Origin of the sequence: Domibacillus iocasae (assembly GCF_001750285.1) — a bacterium.
GTDB classification, from domain to species: Bacteria; Bacillota; Bacilli; order Bacillales; family Domibacillaceae; genus Domibacillus; species Domibacillus iocasae.
This window is the reverse complement of the sequence record NZ_MAMP01000020.1, coordinates 125,332-139,093: the sequence shown is the minus strand read 5'-3', so window position 1 is coordinate 139,093 and position 13,762 is coordinate 125,332. Positions and strand designations below refer to the sequence as shown.

Here is a 13,762-nt window from a genome sequence, read left to right as displayed (position 1 = left end):
CAGCTATTTATCATGATGTTATCATTATACAATGAGATGCTTGAACAAGTGAAGAGGATTTGAATAATTATTCAAATTAAATGAATATAACGCCTTGACATATAAATAAAAATCAGTAAGATAGAAAGATAACATAGGAGCAGAAAGGGTGAGAAATCATGATCGAAGTACGCAAAGCGGTGCTGGCTGACGTGGAGCAAGTATTTGAACTCGTGAATCATTATGCAAATGAAGGGCTGATGCTGCCACGAACGAAAGATTCCCTCGTTTTAAACCTGCAGTCTATTTTTGTTGCGGAGGAGGACGGAGAGATTCTTGGCATTGCCAGCCTGGCGATACTTGGTCACGATCTCGCTGAAATTCGTTCACTCGGTGTGAAAGAAAATGCGAAAGGACGCGGCATTGGAAAAATGCTCGTTGAACGAGTTGTGGAAGAGACGACATTAATCGGTATTCCAAAACTTATTTCGCTCACGTATCAAGTTGTTTTTTTCGAAAAATGCGGGTTTGAAGTCATTCAAAAAACTGAAATGCCTCAAAAAGTATGGACCGACTGCATTCATTGTCCGAAATTTCCAAGCTGCGATGAAATTGCGATGGCCATTAAAACAGCTTAATAAGAATCGGCTGCCCATAACAGGACAGCCGATTTATTTTTTTCATCTGATCATTTTTTATGAAAATAGGGTATAAAGAGTTTATATTGTTTTTCACAAGCAGATGACAGGAGAGATGAAAATGGAAAAAAATCGTACAATGATGCAATTTTTTGAGTGGCATTTACCTGCGGACCAAAAGCACTGGACCAGACTGGAAGAAAGAGCAAAAGAATTAAAGGATGCGGGTATCGGAGCCATATGGGTTCCTCCAGTCACAAAGGGACAGTCTGCGGAGGACACAGGCTACGGCGTGTACGATTTATTTGATCTTGGCGAGTTTGACCAAAAAGGGACGGTTCCAACAAAATACGGGACAAAAGAAGAACTTGAAAAGGCTATTAAAGCCTGTCATGATGCCGGCATTCACGTATATGTGGATGTGGTGATGAATCATAAAGCTGGGGCGGATGAAACAGAAAGATTTGCAGTCGTTGAAGTGGATCAAAATGACAGGAAAAAAGTAATCTCGGAAGAACCGTTTGAAATAGAAGGCTGGACAAAGTTTACATTCCCCGGACGAAAAGGGAAATATTCAGATTTTAAATGGCGATTCCAGCACTTTAATGGGACAGATTATGATGCGAAAGAAGACCGGACCGGCATTTTCCGTATCGAGGGTGAATATAAAAATTGGAATGATAACGTTGATGATGAATTTGGCAATTACGATTATTTGATGTTCGCCAATATCGACTATCGTCATCCAAAAGTGCGTGAAGAAGTGATCAAATGGGGCAAATGGATGGCAAAAACACTGGACTGTGATGGGTATCGTTTGGATGCTATTAAACATATTGATCACAACTTTGTTGATGAATTTACAAAAGAAGTAGTAGAAGAGCGGGGAGATGACTTCTTTTTTGTTGGTGAATTTTGGGTGGCAGATTTGGAACCATGCGCAAATATGATTGAAGAAACCGATGGCCGCATTCATTTGTTCGATGTCCCGCTTAAATATAATTTATATAGTGCTTCTCAAGAAGGAGCAAAATACGACCTGACAAAAATCTTTGAAGGAACAATCGTGGAAAATTATCCGCAAAATGCTGTTACATTCGTTGATAACCATGATACGCAGCCAGGCGAATCGTTGGAATCTTTTTTGGCCGATTGGTTTAAGCAAAGCGCTTATGCATTAACGCTGCTTCGCAAAGATGGCTATCCGTGCGTTTTTTACGGCGATTATTACGGCATTGGCGGAGACAATCCGGTCGATCCGAAAAAAGAAGCGCTAGACCCGCTCTTATACAGCCGTCTTCATAAAGCGTATGGAGATCAAGAAGATTATTTTGATCATCCGAATACAATCGGCTGGGTGCGTAAAGGTGTAAAAGAAATTGAGCGTTCCGGCTGTGCTGTTGTTATTAATAACAGTGAAGAGGGCGGAGATAAGCATATGTGCGTCGGCAAAGAACGCGCCGGCGAAAAGTGGGTGGATATGTTAAACTCAAGGGATGAAATTATTGAAATTGGCGAAGACGGCTGTGCTATTTTTCCGGTTAATGCCGGTTCGGTTTCCGTTTGGGCGCTGCCGGAAGTGGATGTAGAAGAACCGGATCATGAAGCAGACCGTAAATCGGAATTAATGCAGGAATTGATGCATGAAGTGAAAGAAGAATTAAAAGAAGAAGTGAAAAAAGAGTTAAAAGAAGAACTGCAGCGGGAAGTCAAAGAAACCATTGAAGAAGAAGTAAAAGAAGAACTGGAAGCGAAAAAGGATATAAAAAAAGACCTAAAGAAACAGGTCAAACAGGAAACAAAAAGGGAACTAAAAAGAGAACTGAAAAAAGAGCTCAAGAAAGATGAACCGAAAAAGAAGAAAAAAGAATAACGCAGTAAAAAAGCAGCTCCCGCTGTGAAGGCGGGGCTGCTTTGTATTAAAGACGGAACGAGCTTTTTAATGAAACAATCCGGTTGAAAACTGGTTTGCCAGGCTTTGAATGTTTCGGATCGACGTTAAAGTAGCCATGGCGGAAAAACTGTAATTTTTCCTGCACGTCAATATCTTTTAAATTTGGCTCGATGAATCCATTTAATGTTTCCAAAGACTTTTCATTCACATAATCCAAGAACGTTTTCTCTTCGTCTTCTTCTTCACTGTCCAGGATAAGCGGCTCGTATAAACGAAATTCGGCAGGAACCGCGTGTGTAGCATCTACCCAGTGAATCGTTCCTTTTACTTTCCGTTCGTTAAAGTCCGATCCGCTTTTCGTGCGAGGATCGTACGTGCAATGGATTTCAACTACATTTCCTTCTTCATCTTTGATGAAATCTTCACATTTCACAAAGTAAGCATGCTTTAAGCGTACTTCATTGCCAGGGAACAGGCGGAAATATTTTTTCGGCGGCTCTTCCATGAAGTCTTCCTGCTCGATATAAATTTCACGTGAGAATGGAATTTTCCGTGTGCCCATGTCCGGATTTTCCGGATTGATTTCCGCATCCAGCCATTCTACTTCTCCTTCTGGATAGTTCGTAATCACAAGCTTTAACGGACGAAGCACACCCATCGTACGCGGTGCTTTCAGCTTCAAATCTTCACGGACAAAATGATCAAGCATCGCTGAATCAACAACCCCAGACCCTTTAGAGACCCCTGTTTCTTTAACGAATTCACGAATTGCTTCTGCTGTGAAACCGCGGCGGCGCATACCGGAAATCGTCGGAAGACGCGGATCATCCCAGCCGTCTACGTGCTGCTCATCTACAAGCTGTTTTAGCTTCCGCTTGCTCATAACCGTATTGGTAATATTTAAACGGCCAAATTCGATTTGCTGCGGCTGCATCTCCATTTCGCATTCACGGACAACCCATTCATAAAGCGGGCGATGATCTTCAAATTCCGTTGTGCAAAGGGAATGTGTAACACCTTCAATCGCATCTTCAAGCGGGTGAGCGAAGTCATACATTGGGTAAATGCACCACGCATCACCTGTATTATGATGAGAAGCATGAGATACACGATATAAAACTGGATCGCGCAAATTTAAATTTGGTGATGCCATATCAATTTTTGCACGGAGCACTTTTGTTCCATCTGCAAATTCGCCGTTTTTCATTCGTTCAAACAAATCCAGATTTTCTTCCACTGTGCGTGCGCGGTGTGGACTTTCTTTGCCCGGTTCAGTCAGTGTCCCGCGGTATTCACGAATTTCATCGGCGGATAAGTCATCCACGTAAGCAAGCCCTTTGTTAATAAGCAAGACGGCACACATATACATTTCGTCAAAATAATTGGACGCATAGTGAAGAGCATCCCACTCATAGCCAAGCCAGGAGACATCTTCTTTAATGGAATCAACATATTCCTGATCTTCTTTTAGCGGGTTTGTATCGTCAAAACGCAAGTTTGTTTTGCCGCCAAAATCGTCTGCAAGCCCGAAGTTGATGACAATTGATTTTGCGTGTCCAATATGAAGATAGCCATTCGGCTCAGGCGGGAAGCGGGTAATAACATGATCCCGTTTGCCTGTTTCTAAGTCCTGTTTAATAATCGTTCGAATAAAATTAGATGATTGTTCCAAGGTGATACCAGCCTTTCTCTGTTAAGGTCATGTATGTTTATTATATTTCACTGACCGCGTGAAAGAAAGGGCTGGACAATATTCTTTCAATTTCGCGGCAAGTTCATCAAATCATTTTGCTGCACGCCTTCGATTTTTGAAAGCAGGCTGACAATCCTAATGGCAGCAAGAGAAAGCCGGAAGCCTGGAATTAATTCATACATATAACCGGTTACAACGAATAATCCAGTCCGATAATGGATTCCGGAAACTGTATGAAACAACACACAGCCGGAAATCATACCGGAAGACAGGTAATCGAATTATTCGCCACTTTCGTATACTTACGCAGTTTTTTTGCAGCTCCAGCAAATTCGCCTAGGCAACACAAATATAATCCAGGCTAATGCCAGTTAAATACGTTGTACCGGGCAGCCTTCTTAGGAACCGGCTGTTCTACATCCGATGCACCGTAGAAAAGCGCGCAGGCTTAATTTAGGGCCTCTGAGCAGATAGTCTGTTAAATAGAATGATTTTTTATACGCAGTCCAACAAACAGCATGGCGTCTAAGTAATAACATTAAAACCGGCAACAAGTTCTTTATTTTTTAGCGTAACGATACCTGCTGTAACGAAGTTAAAAAGATGTAAAAAAGGCTTTTCGACGGAGTGCCGAAAAGCCTTTCATTCCTATCATATTAGGCTTTCGCCATTTTTTTATTTTTTGCTGAATCAACGGCTGTTTTTGCTAAAAATTTTGCGTTTTGCGGAATTTGTTTCGTCTCATTTACGGTTAATGTAACTGCTTGTTTCGCATGGTCGACATCCGCCATAATATGCTCTTGATGAACTTTTAATTCATCCGTCTCTGTTTTAATTTTAGTTGTTTCTGTTTGAATGCGCTGCTGTGCCTCTTTTAAATGATCTACTTTCGGTTTTATTGATTTAAATGTTTTAAACGCCGAAATTCCGAGAAAAATAAGTGCACCGACAACAATAGCAAGACTAAGCCATCCAATCCATTCCATAAAAAAACCTCCTGAAATTCCATGCTTTTTTCTACTGTACCCTGAATTGCAGGAAAAGTAACAGAAAATGTTTTGGAAAATAGCAAAAACGGAAAAAGAAAGAAGAGGTGATGGCATGTTAAAGGAGCGTACGAGGTTAAAGTTGTCCCGGCATATTTGGATTGTGCCGGGGATCTATAGCATAGGGGCTTTAATACTGGCCAGTTTGGTCATTTGGATTGATGTATCTTATTATGAAACGGTGAAAAAAGTGGTGCCGGACCGGCTGTTGACGAGCACATCATTAACAAAAGCCATCCTTGGGTCTATTGCTGGCTCGCTGCTGACGATGACATCCATTACGTTCTCCACGCTCATGGTCGTGCTGACAACCTATTCAGGGCAATTTTCACCGCGTATTTTGCAAAATTTTATTCATGATAAGGTGACACTCCGAGTGCTCGGTGTGTTCATGGGCGGTTTTGTTTATTCAATGTTTTCACTCCTGTTCATCCGTGAAGTAAATAACGATGATCCTGTTATTTCCGCAGCAGTTGGGGTATTTATCGCCTTCATTTGTCTCATTTTCTTTGCGCATTTCCTCCAGCATGTGGCGAATTCCATTCAAGTAACAAAATTGATCGACCGTCTTGCAGATGATGCGGTAGAAATGATTGAGAAAATCGAAAAGTCGGGTAAACGTGTAGACGTTCGCCCCGAGGTGCCAGATGTGGAGCCGGAGTTGCTCATTTCTGGGGAAAAAGGGTATATACAACTATATGAAGCCGAAAAGCTATTAAGCATCGCAAAAGAGCATGACTGTATCATAGAAATAACAGAGCCAATCGGTACGTTTGTCATGAAAAAAACGCCTATTGTCCGATTGTACCGTTCAGCTTCTTTTCATAAAGATGTCCGTGATTATATAAAAGTAGGAGATGAAAGGGCAGCAGTACAGGATGTGGAGTTTGCGGTTCAAAAGTTATCTGAAATTACGCTTCGTGCACTGGCACCGGGTGCAAATGATCCAAATACAGCAATAGACAGTATCCGTCATATTGGCATGGCTCTTGGTGAAGCGAGCCGGCTGGATGGGAAATATGTCGTCTATGATCAACGTCTCATTGTGCCACAGCGGCCGTTTGAAGAAATTTTGTACGAAACGTTTTACGAAATCTGTTATTCAGGGCGGGATCGTGTCTCTGTACTGCTGGCTGTTTTTGATGCACTGGAGATGATTGCGCGTGATAATACCCCGGCAATTGGAGAAAAGGTCCGCCATTTCGGTGACTATGTCCGGGCAAAAGTAGAGGAGGATATTTTAAATGAGACAGACCGGCGAAAGATTACCGAACGATTCGATCAGCTATAAGCCGGTCGGCGAAGCTTTTTTTAAACTGCCGACACTCACACTGGCGCGAAATTTGCTGGGATGCCTGCTTGTAAAGGAGACGGAAGAAGGTATTGCTTCAGGTTATATTGTGGAAACAGAAGCATACCGTGGGCCGCTTGATCAAGCTGCTCACAGCTATAACAACAGACGGACAAAACGTACCGAAGTGATGTTTGCAGAGGCAGGCCGTGTGTACACATATTTAATGCATACGCATTGCCTTGTCAACGTCGTCAGCGGAGAAGTGGGAACGCCGGAAGCCGTACTTATCCGGGCGGTTGAACCGTACGAAGGCATTGACTTGATGATTAAGCGCCGGGGAAGCATGGCAATGAAAAATTTAACGAGCGGTCCAGGCAAGCTGACGAAAGCACTCGGTATTCATATGACTGATTATGGCAGACGATTCGATGAGCCGCCTATATACATTGCGCCAGGGTTTGCGCCCGAAAAAATTGTGACCGGCCCTCGAATCGGTATTCCGAACAGTGGTGAAGCAAAAAACTACCCGTGGCGGTTTTGGGTAGCCGGAAATCCGTATGTATCGAAATAAAAAGCAGCGGCTTAAATAGCCGCTGCCTTTCCAGATGAAAATGTATATATTTTCGAACAGTATCTAGCTCCAGGCGCTTTTATTTAGGGTATTTTTCTTCACTGGATGATGAATGTTTCGTGCCATGCTTATCTTTTTCTTCACGCTGCTCGAGTTTTAAATCCTCTAACGGAATCGCGTCTACATTTTGTTCTTCTTCAAATTTATCATACAGACTTTCTTTGTCTGTATCGATTTGTTCAGGATTATCCATTTTGCCTTGATCACGCTTTTTATCCATTGTTAGTCCCCCTAAGAAATCGTTTTCTGTACTGTAACCTTATTTTGTCATTGTTAAACATCTGAAAAAAATGGATAATAGACAAAAACGACGAAGGAGATTTTATGTCAACAAAACCAGCCTTTTTATTATCATTACAGCCATTTTTACAGGAATCATGGGAGAAAGCGGGTTTTAAGCAGGCGATGCCTGTTCAAGAAGAAGCGATTCCACTTTTATTAAACGGACGTGACGTGATCGCGGAATCACCGACAGGAACCGGTAAAACATTGGCGTACGTTTTGCCAATGCTTCAAAAAATCGACCCGAAACGCAGCCAAGTCCAGGCGATTGTGATGGCATCATCGCGTGAACTCATCATGCAAATTGGAGAAGAAATCCGTACATTCGGCGGGGGCGTTATTACGTCTGCCGGTATGATCGGCGGGGCTAACATTAAACGCCAGACGGACCGGCTGAAAAAACCGCCACACATCATTTGTGGAACGCCGGGACGGCTGCTTGAACTCATTCAACTGAAAAAACTAAAAATGCATGAAGTGAAATTGATCGTGCTTGACGAAGGAGACGAATTGTTTACAACGGCTCTTGCAGAACCGGTAGAGTCGATCATTAAGGCAACACAAAAAGACCGACAGCTTGCCCTATTTTCTGCAACGCTTCCGGCCGCAGCTGAACAAAAGGCAAAAGAACTTATGAACGATCCGGAAACAATTCAAATTAAAAAAGGGAGCTTGCCGCAGGAAGGAACCGTCCGGCATCTTTACTTTACGTGCGCATGGAAAGAAAAGCAGCAAATGATTGAGAAAGTGATGCGTACGTTTGAGCCGGAACGCATGCTTGCCTTTATTAAAGATATTACCGATGTGAACGTTATGTCAGAGAAACTGTCGTTTAAAGGTGTGAAAAATGGTGTCTTGCACAGTGAACTTCGCAAAGAAGAACGGGTGAAGGCGATCCGTGATTTCCGAAGCGGAAAAGCACCGCTTTTGTTTGCAACGGATGTAGCCGCGCGCGGACTCGACGTGAAGGGGCTGACGCACGTCCTTCATTTTGAAGCGCCTCATAATGCACGTGAGTACACACATCGCTCCGGCAGAACCGGTCGTGCCGGCGGAGATGGTACGGTCATCACGTTAATCACGAGCGAATTTCAGGAAAAAGAATTGAAAAAAATTGCCCGTCAAATCGGTGTAGAACTCGAAAAATATGAATTTTTCAAAGGAAAGGCATTTCCGGCGAAAAAATAACAAAAATGCCGCGATGAGTCGCGGCATTTTTGTTTAAATAAAGCGGCTGCCGCCGATTTATTCAGATGATGATCGCCGGAAAGTGAAGAGCTATGGTCGGAAAAAGTCTTTTCCGGCCATAGCAGGCTTGATTCCAGCGATTATTTCATTTTTCCGACGATAGCATAGCCACTGCTTTTTTTACGAAAGTGATAATTCCAGACGGTAAGTAGCGTCTGATTCAATTACTTTGCCAGTGTGAATCGGAATCGCTTTCTGAAATAAAGGACCGTCATACACGAATGTGTGGTATTCACCATTTTCACCCATCGGGCAGCAGGTTGTTTCGTTGATTTTTTCTGCAAAAGACCAATCAAGCTGTTTCCCTAAAAAATCCGAAGTAAGCCGGTCTTTTCGAATGCGGATCACTATCGCTTTATAGCCGGTGTCAATGAATTCTTCTAACATTCCAGCCGCTTTAACAGGTTCAGCGCGCAGTGGAAAGATCGCTTTCAACCCGGCAGCCGCGGCGGTATTTTCTCCCCATTCAAAATGGGCATCTGTATAAATGTCACCATACGCGATGCCGTCTAGCGAAAAAGATTCCTTCAGCGTGTTCAAATCTTGAATAAAGTCTTCAGTGTAATGATCGTAGCGGCAGCGGATAAAATGGACAGGAAGATCAAGCGTGTTTCCCTGCGCTTCAATGAGCTCCATTTTTTCATCGTGCCCAAATGTCCGGCCTGTCTCGATTGGCGCTGTCGTGATAAGACAGACAACGTCCATTTGCTGTTTTTTCATTTTGTCCAAAACCATCATGCAGTCTTTACCGCCGCTCCAGGATAGTGCGTATCGTTTGGCTCTCTCCATTAAAAGACCTTCGTCGTCCAAGACTCGCCATTCCAAATATCGGTGACAACGTCTTGGTAAAATTCAGGCTCATGGGAAATAAGCAAGACACTGCCTTTATAGTCTTTTATCGCACGTTTTAATTCTTCTTTTGCATCAACATCCAAATGGTTCGTCGGCTCATCCAGGACAAGAACATTGGACTCCTGATTGATCAATTTGCACAGGCGGACTTTCGCTTTTTCACCGCCGCTTAAGACAGATACTTTGCTTTCAATATGTTTCGTCGTCAAGCCGCATTTCGCAAGAGCCGCACGAATTTCATACTGCGTAAAAGACGGGAATTCTGTCCACATTTCTTCGATGCATGTATTTTTATTATCGACTTTTATTTCCTGCTGGAAGTAGCCGATCAATAAATTTTCCCCGCGTTCGACGGTGCCGGAAACAGGCTTGATTTCGCCGAGCAGGCTTTTCAGCAATGTCGTTTTCCCGATGCCGTTTGCGCCGGTCAAGGCAATTTTTTGTCCGCGTTCCATCTGTAAGTTTAAGGGACGTGACAGTGGCTCGTCATACCCAATAACAAGATCACGCGCTTCAAAAATAAGCTTGCTTGGCGTCCGGCCTTCTTTAAAGCGAAATTCTGGTTTTGGCCGTTCAGATGCAAGCTCAATGATATCCATTTTATCAAGCTTTTTCTGGCGGGACATCGCCATATTACTCGTTGCAGCACGCGCTTTGTTGCGGGCGACAAAATCTTTCAAACCGGCAATTTCCTGCTGCTGCCTTTTAAAGGCTGCCTCGAGCTGTTGTTTTTTCATTTCATGCACGCGTAAAAATTCGTCATACGTGCTGGCATACCGGGTCAATTGTTGGTTTTCCATATGATAAATTAAATTAACAACATCATTTAAAAAGGGAATATCATGTGAAATGAGTACAAAGGCGTTTTCATATTCCTGCAAGTAGCGTTTCAGCCATACAATATGCTGTTCATCCAAATAGTTTGTCGGCTCATCCAAAAGCAAAATATCCGGTTTTTCAAGAAGCAGTTTCGCAAGCAATACTTTCGTCCGCTGCCCACCGCTCAAGTCATGAACATCCCGCTCAAGACCAATTTCATCAAGACCGAGTCCGCGCGCTGTTTCTTCAATTTTAGCATCAATAATATAAAAGTCATTATTCGTTAATAAATCCTGCATTATTCCAGTTTCTTCAAGAAGATTTTCCAGCTCTTCCGGCGTAACATCTGCCATTTTACCAAACAGTTCGTTCATGTTTGTTTCGATATCGAATAAATATTGAAAAGCCGTCCGAAGCACATCACGAATCGTCATGCCAGGCTTAAGCACAGCATGCTGGTCCAAGTAGCCGACACGGACGTTTTTCGACCATTCCACTTTTCCTTCATCCGGCTGCAGCTGCCCGGTAATAATATTCATAAACGTCGATTTACCTTCACCGTTTGCTCCAATAAGCCCAATATGTTCACCTTTCAGCAATCGGAAAGAGACGTCGTTAAAAATAGCGCGGTCGCCAAAACCATGGCTAAGGCGACTGACCGATAAAATACTCATGTAAATAAAAACTCCTTGTTCGTTTTTTGATCATTATATCATTTTCCTGAAAAAACGGGGCAAAACTGTTAAACAGGAGGTACTCGTTGTAGAATGGAGGCATAAGGAAATTCGGGAGGGATTGTGGATGCAGGAAAAGCAGGAGATCAAAGTGGGCGGGACGAACCTTCAATGGAATTGGGGGGAAGGATTATTCCAGTTTGAAGGAGTGGACGTTGTTCTTTTCTGGACAAAAACGGCCCTGAAAACATTCATTGATACAATTGAAGAAGTAACAGGTACGGAATCTGCGCGGATTGTCATGGAAACAGCGGGCTACCGGACAGGGAAAATTTTCAGCGGTTTTTATAAAGAAAACGGGGAAAAAGCAGAAGATATTCTTGCGTTTTTGCCAAATATTTATGCGGCGGCAGGATGGGGAGCGATTGAATTCAAGCAGCTTTGCTTAACGGAACGACGCGCCATTCTATCTATTCGAAACGACTGGGAAAGCAAGGTCGTGCATGCGCAGGGAAAAGAAAACCCTGGCACATTTTTGGGCGGCCATTGGGCTGGGATATTCAGCGGCCTGCTTGATGAAACTATTTGGTATAAAATAACAGAATATAATTTAACAGACGAAGGTTCTTATAAAGAAATTGAATTATATCCGTCTCCGACAACGCCGTCAGAAAATGTGCGGGAGCATATTCAAACGCAAGAGCAGCAAACGATTATGCAGCTTGAAGCAATGGTGGAGAATCGCACAATTGAACTGCGTAAAATGATTCGTGAATTGTCCTCCCCCGTTATTCCCGTGCTGGACGGTATTCTTGTGACACCAGTGATGGGGCGGTTTGACCAGGAACGATCGGATGACTTTACGGAAACAGCGCTGCAGGCGATTGTTGAGCATAAAGCAAGTATGCTTATTCTTGATGTAACCGGTATTAAAGCGATGGACAGTTTAATCTTAAGTACACTTGAAAAAGTAACTCAATCCATACAATTAATCGGTGCCGTTCCAATTATCGCGGGGATTTCTCCTAAACTTGGCATGGAAATGAATTCCAAAGGAATTTATTTAAAGGATTTAAAATGTTTCGCGACGTTAAAGCATGCTGTTCATTATGCGATTGCGCTTGAGGGGATACAAATTGTGAAGAAGAAAGAAGAATAATTTCATTAAATTCAGGACAATTTGGTATGATAAGAGAAAATACGGGTATAGAAAAAAATCTACTTTTTGCCTCAGGAGGTGAGGGGAAAAAGCAGCCAGCCTGTTTTTTCCACATTTTGATAGCAGTCAATTTATTACTGTTTGCATTACTTATCGTATTGACCGGCTTTTTCGTTGCAACGGAATTTGCCATTATCCGCGTGCGTCAGTCACGTATTAATCAGCTTGTTGAGGAAGGAAACAAGCGGGCGATTGCCGCGAAGAAAGTCACATCGAATTTGGATGAGTACTTGTCTGCATGCCAGCTTGGGATTACGATTACAGCACTTGGTCTCGGTTGGCTCGGTGAACCGACCGTAGAAGAAATTTTGCATCCGTTATTTGAACGTTTTGAGATAGGCGCTTCTTTAGCGAGTCTGCTGTCGTTTATTATCGCATTCTCTGTTGTTACGTTCATTCACGTTGTTGTCGGGGAACTTGCGCCGAAAACCGTTGCAATCCAAAAAGCAGAAATGGTCACGCTCGCATTTTCACCGCTGATCGTTGTGTTTGATAAAATTATGTATCCATTTATTAAAACGTTGAATGGTTCTGCCCGTGCACTTGTTGGTCTTTTTGGATTGAAGCCAGCTTCTGAACATGAAATGGCTCACTCGGAAGAAGAATTGCGTATTATTTTATCCGAAAGCTTTAAGAGCGGTGAAATTAACCAATCCGAGTATAAGTACGTTGACCGTATTTTCGAATTTGACGAGCGTGTAGCAAAAGAAATTATGGTGCCGCGCACCGATATGATTACGTTGTCGAAAGATTTAACGTGGGATGAAATTACGTCGATCATCGAAATTGAAAAATACACTCGTTACCCGGTTGATGATGGGGATAAGGACAATATTCTTGGTATGGTAAATATGAAAGAACTGCTGTCGTATTATTTAAATCGTGACAGTGACCGGACCCGTCCGCTTGAAGAATTCGTCAAGCCGGTGATCCGAGTGATTGAAACAATTCCCATTCATGATCTTCTATTGAAAATGCAAAAAGAACGTATTCATATGGCCGTATTAATGGACGAGTACGGTGGTACGTCCGGACTTGTGACGGTTGAAGACATTTTGGAAGAAATCGTCGGTGAAATCCGGGATGAATTTGATACAGATGAAAAACCCGAAGTTCAAAAACTTGGCGAGAAGCATTATTTGCTGAATGCCCGCCTGCTTATTTCTGAAGTGAATGACTTGCTTGGTACGGACCTGTCCGATGAAGAAGTCGATACACTTGGCGGCTGGGCACTTACGGAAAATATTGATGTGAAACTCGGTGATTCGATTGAACAGGACGGCTATGAATTCATTATCCGCGATGCAGAAGGCCATCATATTCATGAGATTGAAGTGAAAAAAGCGAAGCCGAAAGAAGAAGTGGCAGCTGAGGGTAATTAACGAAAAGAGTCTGCGATTTATCGCAGACTCTTTTTGAAAATTCAAGATTGAGCAACGAATGATTGTATTCAATTTTTTAGCCTTTGTGCTTGTTTTAACAGATCGTTCTAT

General features: G+C 42.9%; 12 protein-coding genes and 1 pseudogene. 7 read left to right on the top strand and 6 right to left on the bottom strand.

The window, feature by feature from the left end:
* Positions 1–158 precede the first annotated feature (158 nt).
* Together BA724_RS07595 and BA724_RS07590 are read left to right on the top strand one after the other, a co-directional pair.
* A complete protein-coding gene (locus tag BA724_RS07595) occupies positions 159–617 on the top strand; it encodes an N-acetyltransferase (RefSeq protein ID WP_069938061.1) in 459 nt (152 codons plus the stop codon).
* Between the two features lie 121 nt (positions 618–738).
* Positions 739–2,208: pseudogene (locus BA724_RS07590) on the top strand (alpha-amylase); the annotation flags it as partial.
* Positions 2,209–2,536: 328 nt separating this feature from the next.
* On the opposite strand, the gene BA724_RS07585 reads toward BA724_RS07590, so the two are convergent.
* From BA724_RS07585 to BA724_RS07575, 3 genes are all read right to left on the bottom strand, one after another.
* Positions 2,537–4,183, bottom strand: a complete 1,647-nt coding sequence (locus tag BA724_RS07585) for a glutamine--tRNA ligase/YqeY domain fusion protein (RefSeq protein ID WP_069938060.1) — start codon at positions 4,181–4,183, stop codon at positions 2,537–2,539.
* Positions 4,184–4,269: 86 nt separating this feature from the next.
* Complete coding sequence (locus tag BA724_RS07580; RefSeq protein ID WP_141719896.1) at positions 4,270–4,449, bottom strand: hypothetical protein; 180 nt, start codon at positions 4,447–4,449, stop codon at positions 4,270–4,272.
* Between the two features lie 411 nt (positions 4,450–4,860).
* Positions 4,861–5,190 (bottom strand): DUF948 domain-containing protein, encoded by a 330-nt coding sequence (locus BA724_RS07575; RefSeq protein WP_069938058.1) that lies wholly within the window; start codon positions 5,188–5,190, stop codon positions 4,861–4,863.
* Positions 5,191–5,305: 115 nt separating this feature from the next.
* On the opposite strand from BA724_RS07575, the gene BA724_RS07570 reads away from it, so the two are divergent.
* Entirely contained in the window at positions 5,306–6,541 is a 1,236-nt protein-coding gene (locus BA724_RS07570) for a DUF2254 domain-containing protein (RefSeq protein ID WP_169818524.1), read from the top strand.
* Positions 6,495–7,115 (top strand): DNA-3-methyladenine glycosylase, encoded by a 621-nt coding sequence (locus BA724_RS07565; RefSeq protein WP_069938056.1) that lies wholly within the window; start codon positions 6,495–6,497, stop codon positions 7,113–7,115. Before BA724_RS07570 ends, BA724_RS07565 begins: the two co-directional genes overlap by 47 nt.
* 79 nt (positions 7,116–7,194) lie before the next feature.
* On the opposite strand, the gene BA724_RS07560 is transcribed toward BA724_RS07565, so the two are convergent.
* A complete protein-coding gene (locus BA724_RS07560; RefSeq protein WP_069938055.1) occupies positions 7,195–7,395 on the bottom strand; it encodes a hypothetical protein in 201 nt (66 codons plus the stop codon).
* 104 nt (positions 7,396–7,499) lie between these two features.
* Here BA724_RS07560 and BA724_RS07555 point away from each other — a divergent pair, with 104 nt between their 5' ends.
* Complete coding sequence (locus tag BA724_RS07555; protein WP_069938054.1) at positions 7,500–8,645, top strand: DEAD/DEAH box helicase; 1,146 nt, start codon at positions 7,500–7,502, stop codon at positions 8,643–8,645.
* A 180-nt stretch (positions 8,646–8,825) separates the two neighbouring features.
* On the opposite strand, the gene BA724_RS07550 is transcribed toward BA724_RS07555, so the two are convergent.
* Entirely contained in the window at positions 8,826–9,494 is a 669-nt protein-coding gene (locus tag BA724_RS07550; protein WP_069938053.1) for a Dph6-related ATP pyrophosphatase, read from the bottom strand.
* Complete coding sequence (locus BA724_RS07545; RefSeq protein WP_069938052.1) at positions 9,494–11,050, bottom strand: ABC-F family ATP-binding cassette domain-containing protein; 1,557 nt, start codon at positions 11,048–11,050, stop codon at positions 9,494–9,496. Before BA724_RS07545 ends, BA724_RS07550 begins: the two co-directional genes overlap by 1 nt.
* A 127-nt stretch (positions 11,051–11,177) precedes the next feature.
* Between BA724_RS07545 and BA724_RS07540 the strand changes: the two genes are divergently transcribed.
* Both BA724_RS07540 and BA724_RS07535 read left to right on the top strand, forming a co-directional pair.
* On the top strand, positions 11,178–12,209 hold the full coding sequence (locus BA724_RS07540; RefSeq protein ID WP_069938051.1) for an STAS domain-containing protein: 1,032 nt from the start codon (positions 11,178–11,180) through the stop codon (positions 12,207–12,209).
* A gap of 116 nt (positions 12,210–12,325) precedes the next feature.
* The gene (locus tag BA724_RS07535; protein ID WP_069938290.1) at positions 12,326–13,651 is read left to right on the top strand and encodes a hemolysin family protein; all 1,326 of its coding nucleotides are present in this window, start codon (positions 12,326–12,328) and stop codon (positions 13,649–13,651) included.
* Positions 13,652–13,762: the final 111 nt, after the last annotated feature.